Raw genomic sequence first — 26,267 nt, 5'->3', positions numbered from 1 at the left:
GGATGCTAACAATGCCGGGTGGCGGTATCCAAACAGGGTTCTGTACGCGGCTAATCGCTGCTGAGCTGAATTAGTGTTGTACGCGGGGCTCGACCAATTGTTGGACATGCGGGCAGAAGGCAAAAGAGGCCTCGTCACATGCTGCGATTCGCCCAATGGGGATCATGAGGCCGGTGGATCGATATTATGCCGAAATCGGCATGTTCTGGGCACATGTGGAGAGAAATGGCGCCGCTATGTGCTCATATTCGTTCGATATGGAGTCCGGGAGGACAGAAGATCCGTTATTTCGCGGAAATCGGCCGGTTATGGAGTTTTCGCGGACACAGGATCCGCTATTGCACCAAACTCACGGACTAATCCCCCAAAAATCTCACAATAGAGGATCTCTTGTCCGCATATTGTTGCGAAATGGGTAAAAACAAGGGAATAGCGGAACCAGTGTCCTCAAATATCGCAACTCGGCGAATGTTAACGATACCGGATGGCGGTATCCTAATGAGGGCAACTCGGTGGATGCTAACAATGCCGGGTGGCGGTATCCAAACAGGGTTCTGTACGCGGCTAATCGCTGCTGAGAATTACTGTTGTCCGCGGGGATCCTTTTTGTGACACATGCGGACAGAAGGCAGAAGAGACTCCGTCACATGCTGCGATTCGGCCTAAGGGGATTAAGAGGACAGAGGATCCGTTATTTCGCGCAAATCGGCCGATAATGGAGTTTATGCGGACACAGGATCCGCTATTGCACCATAATCACGGACTAATCCCCCAAAAATCTCGCAATAGCGGATCTCTTGTCCGCATATTGTTGCGAAATGGGTAAAAACAAGGAAATAGCGGAACCAGTGTCCTCAAAGATTGCAACTCGGTGGATTTTAACAATGCCGGGTGGCGGTATCCTAACGAGGGGTGTGTACGCGGCTAATCGCTGCTGAATTGAATTACTGTTGTACGCGGGCTCGACCATTTTATGACACATGGGTGCAGAAGGCAGAAGAGGTAGACAAAAAGCTTACGCCGTTTCATAATGGGTAAGCTTTTTGAATGTTCCTCCTTTCTTCTCCTTAGTTTTCCGTTGAAACAAAACGTTATTACTGTGACATTCTTCCGAAAAGATATCTGTTCTTATTACTGTGACATTCTTCCGATAAGGTTACTGTTCTTATTACAGTAGCATTCTTCCGATAAGATTACTGTTCTTATTACTGTGACATTCTTCCGATAAGGTATCTGATCTTAATTACTGTGACATTCTTCCGATAAGGTATCTGATCTTAATTACTGTGACATTCTTCCGAAAAGATATCTGTTCTTAATTACTGTGACATTCTTCCGATAAGGTTACTGTTCTTATTACTGTGACATTCTATCGATAAGGTATCTGCTGTTAATTACTGTGACATTCTATCGATAAGGTATCTGTCATTATTACTGTGTCGTTCTTCCGATAAAATATCTGTTCTTACGAGAGCGACCGATTTCCGGCCGGTACCCAAAAATCCCTCTCACCTGAAAGTGAGAAGGATTGAAGAATAGCGGTCTATGATGCTTTAGCTGATGTCAGCAGCGTTAAGTCCAGTTGTTCTTGATCCAGCTGATGACAGCGGGAAGTAACGGCAAATGCTCCGATAGCGAACACTACTGCAGCCCAAGGCAGGTATTCAAGACCGACGTTATCCACGACAAGGCTGCCCAGCAGGGAACCGATGGCGATACCCAAATTGGATGCAACCGGCATGAGCGTGGAAGCGAAGTCCTTGGAGCCGGGAGAAGATTCATCCGCCAGGTCAATCAGGTATAGCTGAACGGCGGTACTGAGCGCAAAGGAAAAGCAGGCGACCAGCATTAACGACACTAAGGCCATCCAGGGGAGTGATAGGGTAAGGGCAAGAGCCATCATAATCATCGCTTGGATGGTGAAAATCACTTTCAATTTTACCCTTGAATTGCCTTGTGCTACCTTGGCCCCGAGCCAATTGCTAAGAATCGTGAAAGCGCCGTAAGCCAGCAGAACAGTGCTGATCCATTGCTGCGGAATCCCCATCACATTTTCCAATAGCGGCGTTATGTACGTGTATACGATAAAAACGGAGCCTACGCCAAGGACTGGAATGAAGAAGGCAAGTCGGATTCGCTTGTTCTTGAACAAGGCAAACTGCTGTTTCATGGAGCTTACGCTAATCGTATTGCTCTTTGGTATGACAGCCAGCATCAAGGCTAGCGGGATGATTCCAACCAATGATGTAACAATGAAAGCCGTTTGCCATCCTGCCATTTGGCCGATCTGCGTTCCGACGGGAACGCCAAGGACATTGGCAATCGAGAAACCTCCGATGATCCAGGCAACCGCACCGGCTCTGCGGGAAGCACTCATATGCTCGCTGGTCGCGGCAATCGCAAGCGATAAGGTTAGTCCGCACAGCATCGCGGTCATGACGCGAATGAATAACATGACGGGGTACGTAGTGGCAAAGATGGTCAAATAATTAAACACTAACACTGCAATATACGCAGTCAGAATGGTAACATGCCGCGGTATGCGTCCGAGCAGCGTCACGGCAAACGGCGTTCCGAGGGCGTATGCAATGGCGAAGCTGGATACAAGGACGCCGGCTGCGGCAAGTGAAATGCTGAGACTTACGCTAATGTCTTTTAACAATCCAACAATGACATATTCGGTAGTACCCAGTACAAAGGCGGCAAACGTAAAGGCGATAATAAAGACGGTCTCTCGTGTTCTGGTCATGGTTGTCTCTTCTCCTGATTTCTCTTTTTGTATGCTTCGATCTTACGTTATGAAAGGCTTTTCAAGTCAAGCTTGAAATGAGGATTTCACAGAGATGCTCCTCCCCTTCATGCTATAATGTAGGAAAAAAAGTGGAGTGGGTGGATATCTTGCCGAATCAAACTTCCAAACGCTCATGGCGTGCGGACAAACTATCGCAGATCGGTTCTTCCATATTTGCCGAGGTCAGCGAGTGGAAACAAGAGGCTTTTCAAGCAGGAAGACATATTATCGACTTAAGCATCGGCAGCCCTGACCGTGGCCCTTCCGAGGATATCCGTGAGGTGCTTAGCCAAGAAGCGCTGAAAGCAGATAATTATACATATCCAGGCACAAGAGGAACCATGGAGTTCCGGGAGCAGTCGGCGGCTTGGATGCAGCATCGATTTGGCGTAAAAGTTAATCCGGATACAGAAATCCTGGCTTTGATGGGCTCCCAGGATGGACTGTCGCATCTGGCTCAGGCTATATGTAATCCGGGGGACGTAGCCATTGTGCCGAATCCGGGATATCCGATTTATGCTGGAGCGCTTGCGATTGCAGGCGTAACGCCTTGGTATCTTCCACTGAAGGAGGAGTTTGGATTCGTGCCGGATCTGGACAGCATTCCGGAAGAGATTTGGGCGAAAGCGACCTTCATCCTGCTAAATTTTCCGGGGAATCCGATTGCGGTCAGGGCCGATCTTGCTTTTTTTGAAAAGTTGGTTGGTTTGGCGAAAAAATGGGACGTGCTGATCGTCCATGACCTTGCCTATTCTGAAATGGGTTTTGACGGCTACCGCCCCATGAGCATTCTGCAGGTTCCGGGTGCCATCGACATCGCGGTAGAATTCCACTCCTTCTCTAAGAGCTTTAACATGGCAGGCTGTCGCATCGGCTTTCTTGTCGGACATGAGGAAGCAGTGAGCGCGCTCCGGGAGTACAAAAGCAACATTGATTTCGGTGTTTTCAAGCCTGTACAGATTGCGGCTGTCCATGCGCTGCGTCAAGCCATTGCATCTGCCCATGAGGAACAGGGTGTCGCTTCGCTATATGAACAACGGCGTGATGTCCTCGTGGCATCACTCGCCGAAGCGGGATGGGTTGTTCCTAAGCCAGAGGCCACGATGTTCCTATGGGCCAGGCTGCCTGAAGCATTCCGTGATCTTCAATGGAGCTCGCGCCGTTTCGCCCGCGAATTACTGCTGGAAACCGGCGTTGCGGTTATTCCTGGAGATGCTTTCGGCTCCGAAGGAGAAGGCTACGTGCGAATTGCGTTAGTTCAGGAAGAGGCGGCCCTGCGCGAAGCGGCGTTGCGAATAGGGAAGTTTATAACTGTAAGAAATTAACCGTTAGAGTTCGTAATATGAGCAGCTCGGGCAAAGTGATACGAATGTCTACCGAGGAACGGAAGAATTCCGGTATATGAAATTCAAAGCCGACAGTAAGGGCATTCGGACATTTGTCATAAATGACGGGAGCGAAGTAACGGGGGATTGGAAGGTCTACATTCCGACGCGTGACGGTCATGTTATGAACCTCCAGGTCCAAGCAGGGCAGCATGCATCAGATGTAAATTTCAATGTTATTTGAGTCATTTGTATATCCAACGTAAATAAGGGTGAGCACACTTGCGGAACTATGTCCCTATACAAGCACCAACGATAGAGAACCCGTCTCCGGACTCTTCATACACCTATCAAGAATATCTGCCAAGCCCGTCATTAACTCCTTATGTGGCCTGTTATTGGACCTTGGATTATCAAGCTTCGTCACTTCAGCAGCCGCTTCATCGCATCCTTCCTGACGGCTGCGTCGATATTATATTTAATTTGAAGGCACGGGATACTTCAACCTCCGGCTTCATTACCGGACTGATGTCATCTTACGAAGCCGTGAGACTCACGCAGGATCAGTCACTGTTCGGTATTCGTTTTTTTGCGGAAACCGTTCGCCCATTCATACATTATCCAGCTTCCGATTTCCGTGAGGGTCCTGTATTCTTGGAGGAAGCATGGGGGCTGGAAGTGAATCAGCTGAACGAGGAAATGGTCACGGCTCATGACTCCGCCCACCGAATGGATTTGGTTGAAAGGTTCTTAATGGGGGTCTTAGGTCAGAATAATGTCCGTTCCGAGCCGCTGCTAGAGCACAGCATGCAGTATCTGTACGCCGCTAAGGGGAGAATAACGGTTCGCGCTCTGGCGGAAAATCTTAATTATAGTGAGAGAAACATAAGAAGAACATTTCAGAAGGAATTGGGCGTCAGCCCGAAGATCATGACGGAGATTGTTCGTTTTCAAAATATGCTGCAGCAACTGCATCAGGCCAAGCCGACCCGGTTTTCTGATATCGCTGCCAGCTACGGGTACTATGATCAACCTCATTTTATTAACAACTTCAGGCGTTTATATGGCATGTCACCGAAACAGGCTTTGAAGTGATCGATGATGGAACTCTCGACGTGTAGGCGCACGTTGTCCGTTTTTTACAATCTTTTGATAGAGCCATCGACGAAAATATGTAAGAGGTAACGATGATGCATAGGAGGTAATGCGATTATGAAGGCACGTATATCCGTTCTTACAATCGGCGTTGATGACCTGGAGCGGTCATTGAAGTTTTACCGTGATGGACTCGGCCTATCTACCGAAGGGATTATTGGGACGGAATTTGAGCATGGGGCTGTAGCATTCTTTGACTTGCAAGCAGGCGTCAAACTGGCGATATGGAATCGCAAGGATCTGTCAGTTGAGGCGAATGTTCCTCTGTCTCCTCCGAGTTCCTCGGAGTTTACCATCGGTCACAACGTCGGCAGCAAGGAAGAAGTGGATGAAGTGATGGAGCAAGCCAGCAGGGCGGGTGCGACGGTAACCGTGCCGGCACAAGACACATTCTGGGGGGGCTACTCCGGCCACTTTCTCGATCCGGACGGGCACTTATGGGAGATTTGCTGGAATCCGGCCTGGGAGCTTGATCTTTCGTAATGGATGTGATAAATTAATCAACGATTGTTGTTCAACTGAATAAAAAATTTAAATGTATAACCTCATTAATATGGTCTGAGGGTCTCTACCAGGAACCGTAAAATCCTGATTACAGAAAATGTTTCTCATTTTTTGTAATCAGGATTTTTTGTTGTTTATAGGCAAATATGACATCGAAGAAAGGGGATTCCATTCCAGATGAATCTAAAAGTATTAATTCTAGCGATATCAACGATATCCGTCGGGCTGGTTGAACTTATTGTTGGCGGAATACTCCCGCTCATCGCGGACGACTTGCATATTTCACTTGGTGCGGCTGGTCAGCTCATTACCGTGTTCGCCCTGGTCTATGCCGTAGCTGGACCGGTTCTCCTTGCGCTGACGGCAAGAGTGGAGCGGAAACGGCTCTATATGATTTCCTTATTTGTTTTCTTCATCGGTAACTTGCTGGCTTATCTAAGTCCAAATTTTCCATTGTTAATGGCTGCCAGAATATTAACCGCCATGAGCACAGCCCTGATTATCGTGTTATCGTTGACCATTACCGCCAAGGTGGTTGAGCCTGCACATCGGGCGAAAGCATTAGGCGTGATTTATATGGGGATCAGCTCGTCATTGGTGCTTGGCGTGCCGCTCGGCATTTTGATCAGTGAAGCTTTTGGATGGAGGGTATTATTCCTCGGTATCGGCATTCTGTCGATTGGCTCCATGATCTTGATCTATATGTTCCTGGATCGGATCAAACCTGAAAATATCACACCGTTATCCGTTCAGCTCAAGGCGCTCGGCAAATCGAAAATCGCTGGAGCGCATCTCGCCACCTTGTTCATGCTTGCAGGGCACTACACCATTTATGCATACTTCACGCCGTTTCTTGAATCGGAGCTTGGGCTGAGTCCATACTGGATCAGCATTTGTTACTTCCTGTTCGGACTATCCGCAGTCGGCGGTGGGGCGTTTGGAGGCGCACTTGCCGACCGGCTGGGCTCGAACAAGAGCATTGTAATCATCATTACGTCATTCATGCTGGTACTGTTTCTACTCCCGTTCTCTACATTCTCAATCGGCGTATTTTTAGTCGTGATGATGGTATGGGGTGCATTAAGCTGGAGTCTGGCTCCTCCACTGCAGAATTATTTGATTCAAGTGGATCCGGGCTCGTCCGATATCCAGCAGAGTTTTAACAATTCCGCGCTGCAAATCGGTATTGCACTGGGATCCGCTATCGGCGGCCTCGTGTTAGAGCAGGGAGGTACCGTAGCCAGTACGTCTTGGGTAGGCGGAGGAATCGTCATGGTGTCGCTAATTTGCGCCGTATATTCCTTAACGAGACCTGCGCTCTCGTTGAAAACAAGCAAATAGTCCATTTCTGCAAATCAAAAGGCAGCTGTGATCGCGCAGCTGCCTTTTTTTCTCCATTGGAAGCATAAGGTAATAAACTCGAGATGCAGGCAAAGATACGGCTGCGTTTCAAACAGTTATGTAGAATGGATGGAATTGACACCGAATCGAAATAACTTTAATATTAAATTGTTTCATGTGAATAAATATTTGGAGGATTAATTGGAATACATCCTTAATTTCAATTTTTTTATTTATTCTGTTGAAACAATAATCTGAAGTAAAGGGGGCTTAAGTATGGCTAGATGACTAAAAATATCTTTTCTTTCCGGGGTGTAACTTCTATTGTATACTCATATTGTTTCTTGCGAAACTAATTTTGGTTATAATGAAAAAAACAATGAGTCGAGGAGCTTGCATAATCATGAGTACGAACAAAATGATAAAAAACGCTATCCATGAAAATTTCATTCAATTTCTGCAACAAAAAGAACAATATGAGAACCGGTTAAGCAGCGCTTTTATCGAAGAACTCCGGAAAATAATAGAGATAGAATCCACCCTAAACATAACGGAACTGCATACGATTGCGTGTATTGGGGAGCAAGAACCGATTAATGTCACTTCCATTGCCGAGTCAATGAACTTAAGCAAAGGGAACACCTCGAAGATAACCAATAAATTATTGAAGGCGGGGTGGGTGCGCAAGGCCCAACTCAATGATAACAAAAAAGAAGTGTACTTTCGGCTAACAGCTGCCGGAAAAAGGCTTTTTGCGATTCATGATGAGTTCCATATCAAGGAGCAGCAGAGGATGAACGAGTTTTTGGAAAGATATAGCGATTCCGAACTTGACTTCATTAAGCGGTTATTTGGAGATTTGGCTGACTTTTATCATTAAGAATATGTTCGCTGTTGCGAACCTTGAAGAGTTCGAAGGGGAATTCAAGTGAGCAATGGCTGGGGGTTGAAAACATGAATTACATGAAGACGATCAGAGAACGAAGAAGCATCCGCAAGTTTAACTCCATCCCCGTGGACCAGGAGCTGGTGATAGATTTACTCTACGCTGCACGGCAGCTTTATCCTTCCAGCGAGGAAGTGGTCTTCCGAAGCGTTTATGCGGGGACCGCGGATGCGAAGGAACGTTTGGCTGCCAGTATGCTGGAACCCTTGGTGAAGAACAGGCTGGTCAAATGGCTGCCGGAGAAGGTTCGGGATTTCGTTCGGAAGAGGGTTACCGATATACCTGGCCACCTCGTTATTATTGCCTCTACTGATGCGGACAGAAGGAAAAGTGACATGAATTATGCAGCGGTCTGCGGGATCATGCAAAATTTTCAGCTTCTTGCCTGGCAACGTCGGCTCGGTACATTGTGGGACACCGAACCGATGATGCAGAGCAAGGAATTATTCGATCTGTTGAAACTGCAGCCCAATGAGAGACTGGTTGGTATTTTTCATCTGGGTTATTTCGATAAGGCTCCAAGAGGCAGAGCACGAACACAAGCAGAAAAGAAATGGACGATATTAACGAGCGGAGGAGGGGGCATTGGATGAGTTATAGCGCTAGACCCGTTTCCGAGAATCATATTTTGGAATTATTGAATGTTGCTGTATGGGCTCCTAATGACGGAATGCGGGAACCTTGGCGGTTTATATTTATCGGCTCCGACAACACAGACATGCTATCTGATTTACAGGATCAGGCTCCTGCTTATCTGATATTGGTCATTAAGGAAGATCAGGATCCGCATAAAAGAGAAGAAGATTACGCAGCGGCAAGCTGCCTCATGCAAAATTTCCGACTGCTTGCTCAGGATCGCATGCTCCATGTACGAATGACGATGAATGACTGGATTTATGATAGAGTTTGCACCCGTCGATTTGGTGTTCATGATGGTGAACGGATCGTTGCCGTGCTGGAAATGGGATATGATGGACAATCCATGGAGCCTGTGAAGGTAGAGGACACACCTGACCTTACCTTTGAGTTGTTGTAGAGGGATGCCCTGCAAGCCTATGATAAGGATCACATTATTTACTCACAAGAGTCGCCAAATAGGCGGCTTTTTTGATGTTTCACTAACGGTGCATGAATATAGACAGTCGTAGTCGTCATTGATCGCTGATGATCTGGGAAGTTTGACGCTGTCTCAAGTATGGAAGCAAATAGGCAGGAAAGTACCAGTTGTTCGTTGAATATATCCGAATACATACTGCAATCGCAGGAGGAGAACAACATGAAGTCGATCACCGTTCAAAGTATTACGGAAATTTTTCATTTGGAAGTACTGGCAGGAGCCAATCGCATGGATCGCATGATTACCCGTCCACAGACGCACAGGCCGGGACTGGAGTTTGTCGGGTATTTCGATTTTTTTCCTATGGAGCGCGTGCAGGTGCTCGGTCGCAAGGAAATCAACTATTTACTGACGCTTACCATAGAAGAACGCAAGTTACATATCGGGAATATCGTCAAATATCATCCGCCGTGCTTTATTGTCACGTCAGGACAGCAGGAGATTCCTTATCTGACCCTTTTCTGTAACCAAGAGGGCATTCCGTTATTGCGGACAACAGAGACGACTACGGAATTTATCGCCAAGCTGGATAGTTATTTGGTGAAGACATTGGCACCGGAGATGTCAATCCATGCGGTATGTGTGAATGTATCGGGCATAGGAATCCTGCTTCGGGGTAAATCCGGGATTGGCAAAAGCGAGACAGCTCACACCTTGATCAGACGCGGTCACCGGTTTGTGGCAGACGATATTGTTGTGCTTAAAAAGCTGGGCCCTTCGACTCTTCTTGGTACACACAATGAGACAACCCGCGAGTTTCTGGCGCTGCGAAGCATCGGTCTGATCAATGTCGTTCGTCAATACGGGCGCACGGCATTTCAGGACGAAACGCGAATTGTGCTCGATATTGAGCTGTCGCCTTGGCGTGAAAATTCCCTAAACAACGAGCTGGAGGCGGTGCCTCAGTTTACAGAGTATTTAGGCATTCAAATTCCGCATATCGAGGTTCAGCTTCAGCCGGGACGCGACGTCGCCAGTCTGATCGAGGCGGCGGCCAACAATTGGTATCTGAAACAACTCGGATACAGCGCGGCTGAAGACTTTATGAAACGGATCGAAAACGAAATGCAGTCGTAAGGCGGCGCTGGGCAAACAACGGAACACGTTCTGTCCCGTATTTTGTCGTGAATGATGCTCGAGCCGCGAATATGGTTTGATATCCCTTCCGCGTTCTACTCCGCTGTCAGCAGCATATATTTTCTGAGAATAACGCTATTGGGAGGGGCAAGATCAATGAGTGATCCCTTGTATGAGCACCGGTTTTGGCTACAGATTCTTGGCGACCACTGTCGTTTTATTTTTACCGCACTTTCCCCCAAGGAAAAAGGGGATATCGCTACAGCAGAGTCCTTAATGGCAAGATTTGATATGCTGCTTAGGGAGTCGCGGCGACCCGATGCCTCCACATTCATCGAGAAACTGACGAAGGATGCCTATAAAGCCACTTATGAACTGCGCGAGTTCAAGTTGAAATTGCTGGAACGACAGCTTGCAGGCAAAATTGATTTCCTTCTGACACCTTCCTTTGTCAATCATATGGTAAATGAATTGGAGGAATACCTGCGGATATTACAGGCGTTACAAGAAGGTAAGGGCGTACCTCTGTTTCATCCCTTGCACTATGATATGGTTTGGCTGCAGGATGCATTTGGTCATGCAGCAAGCCTGGCGGCCGATCTTGATTTTGCTGAAAAACCGTTAATCGCAAAAAGCATGGCGTTTCAAAAAGATTTTGAAGGCTTTTATCTAAAGGCGGTAGAAATGACGGGTTATTTAAGGACCCATTTAAAGGATTTTCCTGCAATGCGTAAATTCCACGCTGATATAGATCTGGAAATGAGAGTGTTCATGCACTTTTTGGCAGAACTCGAAGAATTTGAACTGCGCGGGGAGGTGCTGGACCGGATTAATCCGCTGATGCCAGATCATATGTATCGTGAAGAATGCTACTATTTGTCCAAGTTGGCTGCACTGGGTGAAATACAGAACCCGAACTGCGATCCGACGAAGCCGAGAGTCACGGGTTGAAGAATAGTAACGTAAGCCATGCATCTGATCGAAAGTTTGTCTTCCGATGCATGCTAATGAGGTGCATCAGGAACTAAGCAGGGTAGCCCGCGAACTATGTAGATAATCGGACGCCCCCAGTACGCCGAAATAAGATGCGATAGCTTCAATGGTTATCGTGGAGCAGTTTGCCAACATCAAAATGAAAGGAGCCGCAAAATTGCGGCTCTTTTTTCACTTTCTTGGGTGATCCTATCAACAATTTCTTCAACAGGGACATAGGAATTTAATAAAAGGAAATGAATGAATTCGGACGAATACTTTCAGTAGAACATCTCGTTTATGGGAAACTGCAATGCGTTATTAGTCAGTGGGTGCCGTCCCGATAAAGTGGAGTTGACCAAAACCAAGAATGCGCGGGGTGTAGTAGAAGGGGGAATAGTGATGAATTCGAGTCAAAACCTGGGAAGGCCGAATGTTTTGCTCATTACAGTCGATCAGATGCGCTTTGATTGTCTCAGCATAGCGGGTCATCCTGTCGTCGAGACGCCTAATCTGGACGAGCTTGCAAGGACTGGTGTGCGGTTTAGCCGTGCGTATTCAGCCACACCGACCTGCGTACCTGCAAGGGCAGCCATATTCACCGGGCAATCACAGCGGGCACATGGCCGGGTCGGCTACCAGGACTGTGTGCCCTGGGATTACAAGAGAACGCTGCCGGGGGAACTGGCCGGTGCCGGTTATCATACACAATGTATCGGCAAAATGCACGTCTACCCCGCACGAAATCTGATGGGGTTCCACAATGTCATGCTCCACGACGGTTATCTGCATCACAACCGCAATAACCATAGTATTCCGATGCAGGAGCATTACGATCAAGTTGATGATTACTTGCCATGGCTTCGTGAGCGAGTGCCCGGCGCGGATATGATTGATCTCGGTCTGGATTGCAATGCCTCAACCGTCGCCCGTCCTTGGCATTTGGCAGAAATGCAGCATCCGACGAATTGGGTGGTAACGCAGTCTATTGATTTTCTGCGTCGCCGGGATCCCGGAAAGCCATTCTTCCTATGGATGTCTTTCGTCAGGCCCCATCCACCGTTCGATCCCCCGCAGGCGTATCTGGATCTGTATGAGGATGCCGATATTCCGGAGCCGCCGGTTGGTGATTGGGCGCAGACGGAGGACCCCGATCTGGCAGGGTTCTCCCCTATCACAGGGCGGGGACTGGTACCGAAACGCCGCTTGCGTAAAGCGATGGCTGCCTATTACGCCCTCATTACGCATCTTGATCACCAAATTGGCCGCTTCTTGCAATCATTGAATGAATATGGCGAGCTGCAGAACACCGTGATTCTGTTTACATCGGACCATGGTGAGCTGCTTGGAGACCATCATTTATTCCGGAAGTCTCTTCCGTATGAAGGAAGCACCCATGTGCCGTTCATCGTCAACGATCCGGGCAACCGATTAGGCTTGCGGCGCGGCATGGTGTCGGATCAAGTGGTGGAAATGCGGGATATTATGCCTTCGCTGCTGGAGGCGGCTGGCGTGCCCATACCGGATACGGTCGAAGGAGAAAGCATCTGGAGACTTGCATCAGCAGGAAAGGAAGAAGGGCTAAGCACTCAGACTTGGCGTCATCATCTGCATGGCGAGCATGCACAAGGGGTGCAGTCCAATCACTGGGTGACCGATGGGAAGGAAAAGTACATTTGGTTCTCCCAAACGGGTGAGGAGCAATTTTTTGACCTGGTTCTTGATCCGCTAGAACTGCATAATGCGATTGCGGATGAAGATCGTCAAGAACGCATCAGATATTGGCGCTCTGTGCTCATACAAGAGCTCGATGGACGTGAGGAGGGTTATACGGATGGGCAGCAGCTGATCATAGGCCGGAAACCAACCGCAACGCTATCCCATATCTTGTATGGAACGGATTCTTGAACGCAGAACCAGCAAGATAAAGTAAGAAGAAGGGGGAAATTAACGTGAGCGCAGCAACTGTACGAAAGGAGAGATTGGAATTCAAAAGCGGCGGAACTGCCTGCGTCGGGTATTTGTATTGCAAATCAACCGAAATCCCAAAGCCCTGCGTCATTATCGGGGCAGGCTTTGGGGGGACGCAGGACACTCCAAGTATAGTTGCTGTCGCAACGGCATTTGCACAGGCGGGGTTTCACGCCTTCACCTTCGACTACCGCAACCTGGGTGAAAGCGAAGGTGAGATTAGACAGTTGGTGAGCGTTTCGGGGCAGCAGGAAGATTTGTTGCAGGCGATCCGTTACATCAAGAAGCATCCCGCCGTGGATGAAACACGGCTAGGATTATGGGGCTCGTCGCTTGGCGGCGGTCATGTCATTTCAGTAGCAGCGCAGACAAAGGATGTTTCAGCTGTTATCGCTCAAATCCCTTTTAATGGGTTTCCGAAAAAAAGCGGGCGTTCCTTATGGCAAACTTTGAGGCTCTTGTACGTGATCCGCAAGGATTGGATACGTGGAAAGAAGGGACTTTCCCCACTATACATCCCGGCGGTTGGTCATGAAGGGGAATTAGCGGTTATGGCGGGAGGAGAAGCGGCCAAAACCATTGCCGGCATGCAATCCAAAACATGGCGAAACGAAGTGGCACCACGGGGAATATGGGAAATGATCAAATATAAGCCAAACAGTACAGCCAATCAAATCGAAGCATCCGTTTTGATTTGTTATGGGGAGTTCGATAAGGAAACGCAGGGCCCCCAAACGGCAGAGCTTATCAAAAGCCTTCCTAAAGCGGAGGTGAAATCGTACCCCGTTACGCATTTCGAATTTTATGAGCCCGGTATTCGGGAGCGGATAATATCCGATCAGATCGATTTTCTCCAGCGGAATTTTTCCGTAAATCCTACCACCCAATAGAGGAGGATTCGGTTCTATTCTGTTACAATGGAGATACATCCTTATAGAAACGAAGCTGAATATATGAAAATTGAACTAGGACAACAACAAATAGAATGTCATGTAGAATACGGCCCGCGCCAAAAGATGTCCATCCATATCGATCCTTCAGGTCTGGTTACGGTAAAGGCGCCGAATCATACAGATGATGATGTGGTGTTAAACGCCGTAAGGCAGTATGGGGATAAGATTTTGAAACAACTGCAAGCGATTGAGGCCGCTCGAAATGCTCCGAAGGTGAAAACATACGAAGAGCGTGGAAAGTTTCTGCATCTTGGCCAATATTATTCGCTTGATGAGTTAATCGAGACCCATGGGCTGACGGAAGATGCGCTCCAACAGGAACTGAAAAAGTTCTACTTTGCCAGCTGCAAGAAGGTGATCGGGGAAAGGATTAAGATCTATCAGAAGCAGCTGAAAGTCTCGCCTAAATCCTTCACCATTGAGGAGTCGCGAACGAAGTGGGGCAGCTGCAGCTCTTCTAAACATCTCACCTTCAATTACCGTCTTGCGATGGCGCCCCTTGAAGTCATTGACTATGTGGTCATTCATGAGCTCTGCCATCTCATTCACATGAATCATGATCGCTCTTTCTGGCGACTCGTTGGCAGCGTGATGAAGGATTACAAAGCGAAGGAAGCGTTCCTCGCGAAGTATGGACACGCCATGACTTTATAATATGATGGAGAAGTGTCGGGGGACAAGAACATAGTCCCATTGAAGTCGCTAATATAGCGGCTTTTTTGACTTGTCGGTACAAGTTCTTGTCCCGAGTCAAGGACAAAAACTTGTACCGATTGCCGTAAAGAATAAGTAGTTGGTCCGATTACCGATTAGATAAGTATCTAAACTAGTTGAAATACTTCGAGTTTTTGGAATATGGAAACACAGTGCATAAAGCTGTGTAATCGAGAATATTTCCATCTACATCTACTTGCAATTTAACCCGGCCATGTCGATAGCACCTGTATCAACCGTAAGTACCCCATCTTGCTCCAGTAGTTTAGGGCATCCTGCAGGAATAACAATTGGATTATTAATTACCGTCACTTCGAGCACTTCGCTGTACAACGTATCGAGCCCGGCTCTTGCTTGCTCTGGAGTAGTTGAGTATACACCTCGTACGTCAGCTTCTGTTGTTTTTGCTTTGAGAAGTAAAGGAACTGTCTAAGCTATGGGAAGTAACGGTAACGCTATGGCGGGGGGGAAGTTGGTTTCTTGGCCCTCTCTAAACTGTGATACTCCCACTACCCCGATATGCAGCCGGGTTCTAGAACGAACTCAACAATGGTTATTAAGAGGCTGGGCACGCATCCTCCTGGTTCTTGGGACTTTACCGACATTCAGAGTAATATCAGTTTCCAAACGGGTGCGTTGAAGTATTATAAGTATTACAGCTTTTCTAATGGTACAAATGATAACTTGATGACACAAGTCACCAATTATGATGGTGGGGTTAATGGGCAAGCATACGGTGACAACAAAGGTCACTATGGTGTTAAAAACAAAGTGAAGATTACTTTTAAAAACACATCAACAACAGAATGTCGGAAAATTAATGTGTTTGTTACTTCACTAGTAAATCTTTTTGGAGGGGCAATCCAATAGCATAACATTTCTGTCGTTCATGTCCCCGCCTTAAAAGTGGGGACCTCTGCTCAAGATATGGTTCAGGTTGTGACATTTTCACTAGCACCTAACGCGTCGGCGACCTACGCATTTACTACTTCGACTGCTGGATCACTGTCTACTCCTGGAGTTATTGTTGCGATTCAGACTCTAGCACCCTAATGACTAAAAAAGAGAGACTCTATTTTCGTGATATGGTCATAGCTCCGTCAAGTAGACAAAAAAAGAAACTATTAAGCGGCGACCTTTTCCCGAAATTCAATCGGGGAGAGGTCGCCGAGTTTGTTTTGGAAACGCTGCTCGTTATAAAACAAAAGTACTGACGGTTTCCGGTCAGCAAATGGACGCTTCTTGCGAATCACGGAACGAATGCGCAGCTCTCTCTCATTAAGCGGCGTACCTTCTTGTGATTCACCACCAAGCCTTCTTTTCCTAAAGCGGTTCGCATACGCGTGTAACCAAAATAAGGGCGGATTTCGATGTATGCCTAGAATGTGTGCTTTTAGAACCGCATCCCGGTCTGCTCGCTTCATTCTGCTGGCGAGTGTCCTTCCCCATTTGTAATACCCTGCACGTGAAATCTCAGCGATCCTGCAAAGCCAAGTCACGGGAGCCCACTTGCTTATTACTTGAACCGGGCTTCGAAATCCAGCTTCCCTCCCGTGCAAGTTCGGATTGAGCTTTTTTAGGTACTCCACCTGCGCTTTCAAAAAGGCATTCTCTTCTTCGCACTACTAAAATGCTTCTTGGTCCAGCGTCCTCGGAAATCCTCTAAACTTTCCCCGTTTTGATGCTTACGCACCCATGTTATGATCTGGCTTTCGCTCTTGATGCCCAACTTCTCCATGATACGGCTGTATGGCCAATGTTCTACCACTCTAAGACGAACAGCCTCTTTCTTCGTTTCTTCGCTATATCGATTAAAAGTTTGACCTTTCTTCGCTGACATAACAAAATTCCCCTCCGGTTCCAGTGTTGAGTTCATTTTAACATGATCTCTTTTTTCACTGTCTAACTTGAGGGGATAATACCAATAGAGGCTCTCTATTTATTCTATTTATTATTATTAGTAAGACCTGGGAAGAGCGTATGTTCGTTAACATCAAACAGTTTGGTTTTTTTCATGGATTTAATTTTGCCTTGAGCGATTTCAATGTCCCATTCTTCTCCAAAGAGCTTTTCTTCTTGAATGATTACTCTTACTCTCACCTTAAGCGTTTCCTTGGTTTGCTGAGCATCGACAATCTCATAATCAATAATGGATGGATACATACCGCCGATAGGAATCATGTCAAATCCTTCAACTGATATTGATTTGATTAACTCATCATCACGAGTATCAAAACCAACGATATAAAGCGCAATAAGATTTTTGACTTGTGACCAGCTGCTGCTAGAGATATCAAGGTTTTGATTCCAGACATCTTCCTGTAGGTCTGACTTACTACTCTTTATTGAAACCATTTGATTTTTCTCGTCCCAAGTTACATTAGCACCCAAAGCCTTCGAGATGAAGCTTATCGGGACCATAACTCGATTGTTGCTCATCTGCGGGGCAACATCCGATTTAATTTGTTCGCCATTTACGACGATTTTGATCGCTCCCTTTGCAAAGATCCCCACCGCAGCTGTTAAAGCGATGACTATTGCAAATAACGAAATAACTAACTTCTTTTTCATTAATATCCCTCCACGTTAAATGTCGTACATAAAAAGGTGTAAAAAATTGGATATATCTTCAATTTTTTAACCATAAAAATTCATTTGATACATTTATTGTGAATGTAAATGAAGTTAATTCCAATCGGGTTAAATATACACCAATTTTATTTATGCTATTGAATATAAACCTAATTAAACTTATGTCCGCTACAATTCGTAAAGGCTTCCCATCATGAGGCTCTTTTATCTTGTTCAGTGGAACAGGATTACTTCTGAAAAATATCCTCACTGGAGAAGTATTACGCACCCATCATTCAGGCATCCGTTTAAGCAAACCTTGTTTAGCAGCTAGAAAGTAATTGTCCAGTATATCAAGCAAATGATTACGCTCTTCCTGAAGGAGGGGATGTGTATGAATTATTAAGCAGGAATATAACCGAGATTCATCGACAATATTTAGAGAGTTTTATTCTCCACCGATCACAAATTCGCCAATTATGTTCTTTCCTGTTTTGTCATAAAGCGGTACGGTCCAAGACCCTGGGTTGTTTTTGCGATACTCAGCAGCCTCACGAGGGTTACTTACATGAGATTCAAGCTCGGATGCGTATATATACCCTTCAGTGCCATCTGTACCAGTTGCAGCGATTAAGTCCGGTTCTACGCCATACAGCTCATATATATCAGCTCCGTAAGTAAGTCCATATTCATTTACTGGATAAACATCTTTTGCTGATACAGATGGCTGATTAGGATTAACTGCCTTTACTACTGAAGAGTTATTGGGGTTAACAGACTGATGTGTTACCCCTGAAGAGTTAATAGGATTACCATTTTGTTGCGCTGTCGGCAAAACTGTTTTATCAGAAGACAAACCTTTAGGAGTTAGGATAAAAAATGCAATGCTGCTTAATGCAATGACGGAAACTAATATTATTCTGATTTTCTTGTTCATTCTATTTGAGCCTCCTAAGTTTGTTTGTAGAATCTTCAAATTAAGCTCAAGCTTAAGAACTAATTTAGACCAGGTATTATTTTGCGAATAGTTCAATGAATTTTCAATTTGGTTTCTACAAGTTTTGTTTTTACTTGAGTGTACCTAATATATACAACGTAAAAAGCGACGCTCTGGTTATGATTTTCTGATCATTTTATCACCAAGGTACCTTAGAATTGGCGTGTGCAGATGTGATCTGCTTAGGGAAGTTTTATATACAATAACATCGCAATTGCTAGTTGAACTTTAAAGAAAAAAATACCGAGAAACCCAAATGGGGATTCTCGGTATTTTTTAGAAGTATTATGTTGGCATTGGAACCGCATTTAATTAAGGTCTTAAGAGTAAAGGTGTCATCATTCGATTTTTTTCACATGAGTACTAATCTCAAATTGTCCGATGATGTTTTTGTTTTTATCATACAGAGGAATAAATTGGGTAGGCTGAATAGTTGAGTTATACTGCATTGCTTCCTCAAGAGAAGTTACATTTGACTCCAAATCAGCTGCGCGCACATAACCCTCAGTACCGTCAACACCTTCTGCAATTAAATAATCAAGTTCCTCACCATTAAGAGTATATAAGCCAGATCCAAAAGTTTCACCTTCCTCATTCACTTCAACCTTTTGAGGTAGATGTGGGGCGAGACTAAATGTTTCATATGGCGACCTTACTCCTTCAACCGATCGATAGTATCCAGTGTTACCATTGTAGAATTCTGCTTTTCCATGACTATAGTAAGTGCCTTTTTCTGGGTAACCGCGAGTTTCAACCATAAAACCAGAAATATTTTCATCGTTGTGAACCATTGCAGATGATGCTTTTAATGTACCTGAACTTGAATAAAGTCTGGCTTGCGCCCCGTAATAACTTGCATAAGGGAAACCAAGAGTAATCTTAATAATTGTACCAGCTTGCATGTATGTAGTGCCAGAAATTGTTCGTGTATATACATGAGATTGAAACTCATACTTCCTGTTGTACTCCTCTACCTGAGTCCATGGGGACATAGCTGCAGAAGCTACGTTAGAAAATACAGTAAGAACTGAAATGACGAAAAATAAATTAAGAACAATTTTGCTCAAACGCTTCATACTTGAAAACATCCTTTCGTCCGATAATATTTTTTTCAATTAGACTTTGATAATTTTTCTGATAAAATTCTTCTAGCCATTTTATTCTATAGTGTTAAACCTGGCTCATGGATGTTTTTAGATATTTCAAGAAGCATAATGAAGAGTAATAAAATCCTAATGAAACTTTTAGTGCAAAATGAACAGATCAGTTCTTTTTGCACGGTTACAACCGTAAAACTCGCTTACTATAACCAACCGTTAACTCATACACATCACCTCCTTAAATGATCGAAAGTCCAGTCTCAAGTGTGAATGTTTTTATGATCAGATATATTTCAATAAAAACTCGATAAATATCATCATGAGACAATCTTGGTGATTAGAGACTTAAATGCTTCTATTGTTTATAACGCAGAACTTTGGATGATGGTTATGGAATAATTTGAAAATATTTGAAAATTTGTGATATCAATTGGTGTATGAACTACCAACACCTTAGTGCCAAAAATTATTTTTTATGATTGAAGTTTTTTAGCTCGTATCTTCTATTTATGAAATACAAGGAGAGGAGAGAGCAAAACGAGTTCTAGATGCTTGGAAATTTGAAGGAGGTCTACTCCTCTATACTGGCCATTCAATTAACGAATGATCTAATTGAATTATTGGCATACATGGAATTCCTACTCAGTTGTTACTTATAAGATCATCACATCAAAAAAGTTAGAGTCTAACTGCAATAAAAAAGGACCAGTAAATAACTGGCCCTGCATGAAGAGGTCATATGGTATTAGCTGATAAACATACTAGTTAATAATTTTTCAACGTTCAACCCAAGAACTACTACTTTTTCGGCTCCGTTTTGTATTACTGTATAGGGAACACCTTTGATCTGACTTTTCAATTCCAGGTCTGACATTGAGGAAACATCGACCTCCTCGAACTGAACCTGATTGTTTCTCATCCATTCCTTAATACGAGTACAGTTCACACAATCCTAAACGTGTATAAACCGTTACTGCACGCTTTTGGTTTTTTAGAAAAAGGGGACACTTGGATTTGAACCGAGGATGAAGGTTTTGCGAACCTTTGCCTTATTCTCTTGGCGATATCCCCAAATTTAGTTATCAAAGAGAGTTTCGTCACCAAGATCACAACCTGTATTGAAAAGAAATATGGGATGTTGTTAAATTTTTTCCTTCTCACACTTTTATAGTTAGTAAATTAAAGGCGAGAGAAGGAGAAGATTATGATGGATATCCACCAAATGGTTAGTTTGTTAAATCATGAAGTTTTGGATAGCAGTGCTGAGAAAAATAATGGCCTCGATATGATTCATTTGGAGCTATGGGAATGTTGTTAAGGCTAGTAGTTATTACTACACATTTTCATTGAACGAATATTTATCCATGAATGATCTCATTCCCGTAAGCTATATAAGGAAAGTATTTACGTTACAGAGGCCAAGGGACGTTCCGGACAACTGATCTTACGACGTACTCACCGGTTACAGAATTGATGGCCTTGCTGGGTGGAACCGTTGATGGCAAGAACGGCAAGATTACCGTTACTTAACAAAAGAAATCCTACACCTTGGACCACAAAAATCAAATCGCACAAACTACCCTACCAGAGAGCTTGTGACTGGTATCGGTCTAAAGCTGTTGACCCCCAAAAGCAACGCGCAGACTGCTAATGATTAGAAGGATTTTCAAATCTGCGAATAGCGATCGGACGTATTCAAGTTGCTCTAAAACATCAGAGAATCGCCAGGTAACGGAGAAGACTAAACGAAAACCCACCGTGTGAGGTGGGTTTTCGTTTAGTCTTCGACTGATCAAACAAAATAGTATGTTCGGGTGTATGGGACGGTTTGGGCTACGATATACGGATATTCAATCTTGGGAATTTGAGGCGTATGGTCCTGAACAGTGAGCATCAGATATCCGGATTCGTAGTTGATCAATGAGCAAAGGACACATTCTCGTCAGTGGTGTGTCCTTTACTTATGTTATCAGCATCCATAATGAAACAAAATTAAATTGAAACTATTCATATCTTAAATTCGGATTAACTATCCTCTATTAACAGAGTTTAAACGATCTTACTTTCGATAAACTTTGTGTAAAGCGTGGTTATGTTATTGCGTTTCTGGGAAGTTCACAAACGAAACGTTAGAAAAGCATAACTAAGTTCATGATAGATGCGTTATTTATTGGAGAGGGACAATTACACCGACTAGGTTGATATTAACTTAATTACTTAAACTATAAATATATTGCTTATTTTACAAATATAAACTCTTGTGTTAAGGTTTTTTTGTAAACAATTCCAATTGTTAGGAGGTTTTGAGATAGAAGATACAATAAACTAAAGTTTCATATTAACGATTGAGGAGGATTTTTCAATGAAAAAAATGCTTGTAACAATGTTAGTGGTCATATTGACATCTGTAGGTTTACATACTGGTAGTGTCTCTAATGTAGAGGCTGCTGAAAACGATTGGGTGAATGGATTTCCGCCATATTCTGAAATTGTGAATACAGACTCAATTCTAAGTGAACTTACTGAGGAAGAATATCACGAGGCAGTAAGAAATGCTATTCCTATAGAATCATTGATGGTAGAACCCACAGAAACTCAACCAGAAGGAAATATTAAACCTATGGCTAATATGTCTTGGGCTTTTGATAATTTGCAACCACCCGGTCCATCTGGTGGGGCCCACTTCTCAGGTGAATTCACTTCTTCAGCAACTAAATTCAAGATTACTGTTGTTCAGTGGGCTACTAATAGTAACAAATCCCCCCAAGTGAATTATACACTCGTTAACAGAGATTATTTTGGAAAGCCAGTCCTCATCTATGGAAGATTTACACACACGAACACCACAGCAGAGATATGGAACGTACCTCCTGGTACATACCAAGTAATGGTAACAAATTTGAACGATTATGCAATTTCAGGGAATGGATATATTGATGCTATCTTCTAAGTATTTCCTCAACAACAAATAACATCTTAGAAGGGGGGAGTGATCATGAATAAGAAGTATTTAAGAAGATCTATAATCATTGCATCATGTTGTCTTGTATTAATGAGCGCTTTTTTTATAATTAGAGAACTTATAGATAATAAGCAAGTTGTAGACTCGACTATTAATGATAATGACACCACTCCACCAAAAAAAGAAGATTGGCAAATTGAATACGAAAGAAAAGCTCGAACGGAACCAGCGGAAAGGGTAGTAACTGAATATGGAGATTTTTATTATGCTCCTTTTCCAAAACAATTTCCAAGAGATGAAGTCGCTAACCTAGATATTGATGAGGAAGTGACCGAAGATACAAACCAGGTAATTGAAAGAGGTTATTTTTACGAAAAAAAATAAAGATAATTTCATCGAATACGGTTTTCTCCGGTCTAACATTCAAAGATGAAGGACTAGAAGGTGAAAAGGTATTGTTTTATCGGTACAAGTTCATATCCCGAGCCAAGGGCATGTCGAGGGACAAGAAGATTGTCCCATTGAAAGTCGCTATTTTAGCGGCTTTTTTTTTTCAGAACAAGCTTTATCCCGAGCCTAACTTGTTCCGATTGCTGTAATGGACAAGAACATGTTCCTATTTCCGATTAGATGAATTTGGAGAAAAGGAAATACTATATTCCCGTGGGCTTCTTTTGATTTTTTCAGGTAGCAACAATTGTACATATTATGCTGAATATTAATCAATAAACTGCTGACACAAAAAGCTCGCATATATAAAAAACCGGAGGTTTTGGCGGATGAGGTCGTACGTCTATTTTTATACGGAATTGCAGAACCATAGGAATTTGCCTTGGGAGGGGGAAAATTGTAAGCAGATAAAAAAAATTAATGGCCATCATTCTGGCTTTCTTATTGATCCCAACAGTGGTCCCAGAACTGAACGGAGGAAAGGTCCATGCTGCAAGCAGCGGTTATATCATCAACACAGCAGCAGGCAAAGGTACCAATGATTAGTCGGGGGATGGGGGACCTGCCGCGTCGGCTGAATTGAATTACACTAGTGGAGTGGCAGTAGACAGTCGCGGAAATCTATATATCTCGTACTACTTTAACCACCGTATAGGAAAGTTGATGTATCAGGAAAATAAGCACGGTAGCAGGTACGGGGAGCTATGGCTATTCGGGAGACGGAGGACCGACGTTCTCGGCAATGTTGAGTTATCCGGATGGAGTGGCGGTTGACAGTAGCAGGATACATCGGGGAAGATCAGTACGATAGCGGGTACAGCGATGCTATTGGCGGGACCCCTAGTAGAAAATATGGAAGCTGCAATAGAAAGTGATGGGGGTCAGTATATATTTAGTCAGAGACTGTTGTACTATGCAAACTGTCTCTATATAATGGATGCTTTTGAGGGAAAGCAGACGAATTATACGTAATTCTGCTCCAATTTCTATATTGTTGTATCAGTAGAAAACTAAACGAAAACCCACCGGATGAGGTTGACCGCATCGGTGGGTTTTCGTTAGATAATTAGCTTGTCATCACAAGCCGTAATATTCACCACTCCGCATAATTTCTCATTTCCTACATATATGAGGTACACTTATATTAGTTCAAACACGACAGAATGGTTCCGGGAAGTAGCTGTCCAAATGTTGAATTCGCGTGCTCTGCAATAAAAAATCTTTGCCCACCCTTAGGGGTGGGCAAAGATTTTTTTATGCTTATTATTCATCCTTATTGATTGTTACGAGAAATTGGATGTTCCAATTCAGAGTGCCCCATGAAACTTTCTAAGGCTTTTCCATCAATAAGAAGTTCTAAGTTATTTAGCTCCTCAAATTGAAACATTGTCTCTTTTAATGCATCCAAAGCTAACAATTCACCACCAGATCCTAGTCTTGCATCATCAGGAATATGAACATCTATTGCTAACACTCCATCATGGAATTTCATAGAGTTTAATTCGATTTTACTCCATAAAGATACAAGATCAGAATGACTTTTACTTTGCAAAGCTTTAAATACCTTCTCATACTTATCTATACTATTCGAATAATTTATTTCTGTCTTACTCTGTTTTAACTCCGTTACTTGAGAATCAACGTAGTAAACAAAAATCTCTTCAGTTTGATTATTAACTTGATCTACTGCCTTATCAGTTCCATTTACTGCAGAGTTAATCTCCTGGTTGGGAACTGAAGAAACCCCTGACTTTGTAGTAGGCTTACTTCCACAGGCTACTCCAGCCATTGCTATGATACATAACAGAATAGAAATGCACACACTTTTTTTCATATTAGCACATCCTCATGGTTTTGCTGTTATTCCCACATATTCTTTGATCCCATCAACGATAGCTTGAGCTGCTTTATCTTGAAAGGAATCTGAAAACAATGCTACTTCTTCTTCAGGGTTACTTAAAAATCCAATTTCTAAAAGGACTGCCGGCATCGTTGTTTCTCTAATGACTTGTAGGCTACCATTTTTCACACCACGATCTTTTAGCCCTATGGCTTCGATCAAATGCTTATGAATTACATCAGCTAAATTTTTACTGCTACTACGTTGGTAGTAGAAAGTCTCTGTACCTGTTGTCTGGGGTGAAGCAGCCACGCTATTACCATGTATCGATACAAATACATCAGCCTTTAATTTATTAGCCAACTGGACACGCTCTGTGCGAGTGGGATATACATCTTCCTCACGAGTCATGACAACTTCTATCTCAGGCTCCTTTAAGAGCAGTGCTTGGACTTTTAGAGACAAGGATAAAGTAAAGTCTTTTTCATGTTTATTGGAAAAACTGGTTGTCCCAGGATCTCTTCCACCGTGCCCAGGATCGATAATTACGATTTTTTTACCTGAAACAGGAGGCACAGGCTCAGTACTACTGATCTCACCAGAAATATTCAGATCAAGAATCAACTTATCTTGAATAAACTGTGGAGTATATTCTACAGCACTTATATTATTCAACTCAATTACAATTCGAACCTGCGCTGGATCATGATTAAACAAGGAATACCTTATTTCTGTAAGATTAGGTACCTCACTTATATCTAACTTACCTATCGATTTTGAATTTAGAGATTCAGCCATATTTCCGAATGTAGTATTGGGCAGATCAACGACTATCCGATCAGGGTTCGTCAATTTAGAGATTACTGGGGTAACCTCTTTATCTAAAGAAACAACCAGCTGATTGTTTGCATAATTAATTTCATTAACATGGTTTAACTCAGATTCATATTCCTCACCAGTTGTAGGGAGAGAGGGCTGTGTGTTGTTACTATCCAAAGTGACTATTTTGTCTGTGTTGTTCCATCTTACTTTAAGTCCCATCTCTTCACTAACGAATCGTATTGGGACAACGACTGTGTTTTTTATAATTTGAGAGTCAATATTCAGGATCTTTTGGTCATTATTAACCATAACTTCTTTTTTACCAACTGTTAAAGAGATTACTTTAGAGTTTTGCTGTATCTTCACATTTTGAGTTTTTTGGTTCCAGTCAACTTTAAACTTCAAATTTTCAGCAACTACCCGAATGGGGATCATCACGTTATTTTTAACGTTTACAACCTCAACATCCTCAGGAAGAGCAATTTCTTGGCCATCTAAAATAATTTTAGTTTGGTTAGATGCAGCATCACTATGATGCGGTAGTGCTATAAAAAAAAATACACTAAATAGAATTAAAAGAATGGATTTCTTCATTTTACACCTCAGTTTAATTTCTGCTAATTGTTTTTCATGAGCATACCTACAACTAATTATCCAGT

Annotated in this window: 24 protein-coding genes and 1 riboswitch; of the genes, 15 read left to right on the top strand and 9 right to left on the bottom strand. The window is 43.7% G+C overall.

What is annotated here, in order from left to right; genetic code table 11:
• Positions 1-1,543 precede the first annotated feature (1,543 nt).
• The gene (locus AC0VZ8_RS18660) at positions 1,544-2,749 is read right to left on the bottom strand and encodes an MFS transporter (RefSeq protein WP_260068272.1); all 1,206 of its coding nucleotides are present in this window, start codon (positions 2,747-2,749) and stop codon (positions 1,544-1,546) included.
• Between the two features lie 131 nt (positions 2,750-2,880).
• Here AC0VZ8_RS18660 and AC0VZ8_RS18655 point away from each other — a divergent pair, with 131 nt between their 5' ends.
• The 13 genes from AC0VZ8_RS18655 (at position 2,881) to AC0VZ8_RS18595 (ending at position 15,736) form a co-directional block, all read left to right on the top strand.
• Positions 2,881-4,116, top strand: coding sequence for an aminotransferase class I/II-fold pyridoxal phosphate-dependent enzyme (locus AC0VZ8_RS18655; protein WP_475484003.1), 1,236 nt, complete (start codon positions 2,881-2,883; stop codon positions 4,114-4,116).
• Positions 4,117-4,398: 282 nt separating this feature from the next.
• Positions 4,399-5,211, top strand: coding sequence for a DUF6597 domain-containing transcriptional factor (locus AC0VZ8_RS18650; protein ID WP_475484002.1), 813 nt, complete (start codon positions 4,399-4,401; stop codon positions 5,209-5,211).
• Positions 5,212-5,328: 117 nt separating this feature from the next.
• Positions 5,329-5,754 (top strand): VOC family protein, encoded by a 426-nt coding sequence (locus AC0VZ8_RS18645; RefSeq protein WP_475484001.1) that lies wholly within the window; start codon positions 5,329-5,331, stop codon positions 5,752-5,754.
• A gap of 32 nt (positions 5,755-5,786) precedes the next feature.
• Positions 5,787-5,886, top strand: a riboswitch (purine riboswitch).
• Positions 5,887-5,952: 66 nt separating this feature from the next.
• Entirely contained in the window at positions 5,953-7,116 is a 1,164-nt protein-coding gene (locus AC0VZ8_RS18640) for an MFS transporter (protein ID WP_475484000.1), read from the top strand.
• Positions 7,117-7,519: 403 nt separating this feature from the next.
• Positions 7,520-7,996, top strand: coding sequence for a MarR family transcriptional regulator (locus AC0VZ8_RS18635; protein WP_475483999.1), 477 nt, complete (start codon positions 7,520-7,522; stop codon positions 7,994-7,996).
• Positions 7,997-8,070: 74 nt separating this feature from the next.
• Positions 8,071-8,655 carry a nitroreductase family protein gene (locus tag AC0VZ8_RS18630; protein WP_475483998.1) on the top strand — a complete coding sequence of 195 codons (585 nt, stop codon included), beginning with the start codon at positions 8,071-8,073 and terminating at the stop codon, positions 8,653-8,655.
• Complete coding sequence (locus AC0VZ8_RS18625) at positions 8,652-9,098, top strand: nitroreductase family protein (RefSeq protein WP_475483996.1); 447 nt, start codon at positions 8,652-8,654, stop codon at positions 9,096-9,098. The genes AC0VZ8_RS18630 and AC0VZ8_RS18625 overlap by 4 nt, the downstream gene beginning before the upstream one ends.
• 240 nt (positions 9,099-9,338) lie before the next feature.
• The gene (hprK, locus tag AC0VZ8_RS18620; protein ID WP_071218491.1) at positions 9,339-10,256 is read left to right on the top strand and encodes an HPr(Ser) kinase/phosphatase; all 918 of its coding nucleotides are present in this window, start codon (positions 9,339-9,341) and stop codon (positions 10,254-10,256) included.
• Positions 10,257-10,412: 156 nt separating this feature from the next.
• Positions 10,413-11,207 carry a DUF2935 domain-containing protein gene (locus AC0VZ8_RS18615; protein ID WP_475483995.1) on the top strand — a complete coding sequence of 265 codons (795 nt, stop codon included), beginning with the start codon at positions 10,413-10,415 and terminating at the stop codon, positions 11,205-11,207.
• Between the two features lie 423 nt (positions 11,208-11,630).
• On the top strand, positions 11,631-13,136 hold the full coding sequence (locus AC0VZ8_RS18610; RefSeq protein WP_475483994.1) for an arylsulfatase: 1,506 nt from the start codon (positions 11,631-11,633) through the stop codon (positions 13,134-13,136).
• A 44-nt stretch (positions 13,137-13,180) separates the two neighbouring features.
• Positions 13,181-14,089: an alpha/beta fold hydrolase gene (locus AC0VZ8_RS18605; RefSeq protein ID WP_475483993.1), complete on the top strand. Its 909-nt coding sequence runs from the start codon at positions 13,181-13,183 to the stop codon at positions 14,087-14,089.
• A 63-nt stretch (positions 14,090-14,152) separates the two neighbouring features.
• Positions 14,153-14,806: a M48 family metallopeptidase gene (locus AC0VZ8_RS18600; RefSeq protein WP_475483992.1), complete on the top strand. Its 654-nt coding sequence runs from the start codon at positions 14,153-14,155 to the stop codon at positions 14,804-14,806.
• A 609-nt stretch (positions 14,807-15,415) separates the two neighbouring features.
• Positions 15,416-15,736, top strand: a complete 321-nt coding sequence (locus tag AC0VZ8_RS18595) for a hypothetical protein (protein WP_475483991.1) — start codon at positions 15,416-15,418, stop codon at positions 15,734-15,736.
• 254 nt (positions 15,737-15,990) lie between these two features.
• On the opposite strand, the gene AC0VZ8_RS18590 is transcribed toward AC0VZ8_RS18595, so the two are convergent.
• The 6 genes from AC0VZ8_RS18590 to AC0VZ8_RS18565 all read right to left on the bottom strand — a co-directional run bounded on the left by AC0VZ8_RS18590 (position 15,991) and on the right by AC0VZ8_RS18565 (position 20,453).
• Positions 15,991-16,467 carry a hypothetical protein gene (locus tag AC0VZ8_RS18590; RefSeq protein WP_475483990.1) on the bottom strand — a complete coding sequence of 159 codons (477 nt, stop codon included), beginning with the start codon at positions 16,465-16,467 and terminating at the stop codon, positions 15,991-15,993.
• A complete protein-coding gene (locus tag AC0VZ8_RS18585) occupies positions 16,464-16,706 on the bottom strand; it encodes a transposase (RefSeq protein ID WP_475483989.1) in 243 nt (80 codons plus the stop codon). The genes AC0VZ8_RS18590 and AC0VZ8_RS18585 overlap by 4 nt, the downstream gene beginning before the upstream one ends.
• A gap of 104 nt (positions 16,707-16,810) precedes the next feature.
• Positions 16,811-17,437, bottom strand: a complete 627-nt coding sequence (locus AC0VZ8_RS18580) for a copper amine oxidase N-terminal domain-containing protein (protein ID WP_475483988.1) — start codon at positions 17,435-17,437, stop codon at positions 16,811-16,813.
• 448 nt (positions 17,438-17,885) lie between these two features.
• On the bottom strand, positions 17,886-18,374 hold the full coding sequence (locus AC0VZ8_RS18575) for a hypothetical protein (RefSeq protein ID WP_475483987.1): 489 nt from the start codon (positions 18,372-18,374) through the stop codon (positions 17,886-17,888).
• Positions 18,375-18,772: 398 nt separating this feature from the next.
• Positions 18,773-19,510: a hypothetical protein gene (locus AC0VZ8_RS18570; RefSeq protein ID WP_475483986.1), complete on the bottom strand. Its 738-nt coding sequence runs from the start codon at positions 19,508-19,510 to the stop codon at positions 18,773-18,775.
• A gap of 769 nt (positions 19,511-20,279) precedes the next feature.
• Positions 20,280-20,453, bottom strand: a complete 174-nt coding sequence (locus AC0VZ8_RS18565; protein WP_475483985.1) for a hypothetical protein — start codon at positions 20,451-20,453, stop codon at positions 20,280-20,282.
• Positions 20,454-21,896: 1,443 nt separating this feature from the next.
• Here AC0VZ8_RS18565 and AC0VZ8_RS18560 point away from each other — a divergent pair.
• Positions 21,897-22,484 carry a hypothetical protein gene (locus tag AC0VZ8_RS18560; RefSeq protein ID WP_475483983.1) on the top strand — a complete coding sequence of 196 codons (588 nt, stop codon included), beginning with the start codon at positions 21,897-21,899 and terminating at the stop codon, positions 22,482-22,484.
• A 45-nt stretch (positions 22,485-22,529) separates the two neighbouring features.
• Complete coding sequence (locus AC0VZ8_RS18555) at positions 22,530-22,880, top strand: hypothetical protein (RefSeq protein WP_475483982.1); 351 nt, start codon at positions 22,530-22,532, stop codon at positions 22,878-22,880.
• Between the two features lie 1,339 nt (positions 22,881-24,219).
• Here AC0VZ8_RS18555 and AC0VZ8_RS18550 read toward each other — a convergent pair.
• Together AC0VZ8_RS18550 and AC0VZ8_RS18545 are read right to left on the bottom strand one after the other, a co-directional pair.
• Entirely contained in the window at positions 24,220-24,780 is a 561-nt protein-coding gene (locus AC0VZ8_RS18550; RefSeq protein ID WP_475483981.1) for a GerMN domain-containing protein, read from the bottom strand.
• A 12-nt stretch (positions 24,781-24,792) separates the two neighbouring features.
• Entirely contained in the window at positions 24,793-26,202 is a 1,410-nt protein-coding gene (locus AC0VZ8_RS18545; RefSeq protein ID WP_475483980.1) for an N-acetylmuramoyl-L-alanine amidase, read from the bottom strand.
• Positions 26,203-26,267: the final 65 nt, after the last annotated feature.

The organism is Paenibacillus sp. QJM3NY_38 (assembly GCF_056173265.1).
Note: the sequence above shows the minus strand (reverse complement) of the source record. Positions and strands in the feature narration are given on the sequence as shown.

Bases quoted from the DNA above. Each gene is read 5' to 3' on its own strand.
- AC0VZ8_RS18660 (WP_260068272.1), bottom strand. From the start codon at position 2,749: ATGACCAGAACACGAGAGACCGTCTTTATTATCGCCTTTACGTTTGCC.
- AC0VZ8_RS18645 (WP_475484001.1), top strand. From the start codon at position 5,329: ATGAAGGCACGTATATCCGTTCTTACAATCGGCGTTGATGACCTGGAG.
- AC0VZ8_RS18640 (WP_475484000.1), top strand. From the start codon at position 5,953: ATGAATCTAAAAGTATTAATTCTAGCGATATCAACGATATCCGTCGGG.
- AC0VZ8_RS18635 (WP_475483999.1), top strand. From the start codon at position 7,520: ATGAGTACGAACAAAATGATAAAAAACGCTATCCATGAAAATTTCATT.
- AC0VZ8_RS18630 (WP_475483998.1), top strand. From the start codon at position 8,071: ATGAATTACATGAAGACGATCAGAGAACGAAGAAGCATCCGCAAGTTT.
- AC0VZ8_RS18625 (WP_475483996.1), top strand. From the start codon at position 8,652: ATGAGTTATAGCGCTAGACCCGTTTCCGAGAATCATATTTTGGAATTA.
- hprK (WP_071218491.1), top strand. From the start codon at position 9,339: ATGAAGTCGATCACCGTTCAAAGTATTACGGAAATTTTTCATTTGGAA.
- AC0VZ8_RS18615 (WP_475483995.1), top strand. From the start codon at position 10,413: ATGAGTGATCCCTTGTATGAGCACCGGTTTTGGCTACAGATTCTTGGC.
- AC0VZ8_RS18610 (WP_475483994.1), top strand. From the start codon at position 11,631: ATGAATTCGAGTCAAAACCTGGGAAGGCCGAATGTTTTGCTCATTACA.
- AC0VZ8_RS18600 (WP_475483992.1), top strand. From the start codon at position 14,153: ATGAAAATTGAACTAGGACAACAACAAATAGAATGTCATGTAGAATAC.
- AC0VZ8_RS18595 (WP_475483991.1), top strand. From the start codon at position 15,416: ATGGTTATTAAGAGGCTGGGCACGCATCCTCCTGGTTCTTGGGACTTT.
- AC0VZ8_RS18585 (WP_475483989.1), bottom strand. From the start codon at position 16,706: ATGTCAGCGAAGAAAGGTCAAACTTTTAATCGATATAGCGAAGAAACG.
- AC0VZ8_RS18580 (WP_475483988.1), bottom strand. From the start codon at position 17,437: ATGAAAAAGAAGTTAGTTATTTCGTTATTTGCAATAGTCATCGCTTTA.
- AC0VZ8_RS18575 (WP_475483987.1), bottom strand. From the start codon at position 18,374: ATGAACAAGAAAATCAGAATAATATTAGTTTCCGTCATTGCATTAAGC.
- AC0VZ8_RS18570 (WP_475483986.1), bottom strand. From the start codon at position 19,510: ATGAAGCGTTTGAGCAAAATTGTTCTTAATTTATTTTTCGTCATTTCA.
- AC0VZ8_RS18565 (WP_475483985.1), bottom strand. From the start codon at position 20,453: ATGAGAAACAATCAGGTTCAGTTCGAGGAGGTCGATGTTTCCTCAATG.
- AC0VZ8_RS18560 (WP_475483983.1), top strand. From the start codon at position 21,897: ATGAAAAAAATGCTTGTAACAATGTTAGTGGTCATATTGACATCTGTA.
- AC0VZ8_RS18555 (WP_475483982.1), top strand. From the start codon at position 22,530: ATGAATAAGAAGTATTTAAGAAGATCTATAATCATTGCATCATGTTGT.
- AC0VZ8_RS18550 (WP_475483981.1), bottom strand. From the start codon at position 24,780: ATGAAAAAAAGTGTGTGCATTTCTATTCTGTTATGTATCATAGCAATG.
- AC0VZ8_RS18545 (WP_475483980.1), bottom strand. From the start codon at position 26,202: ATGAAGAAATCCATTCTTTTAATTCTATTTAGTGTATTTTTTTTTATA.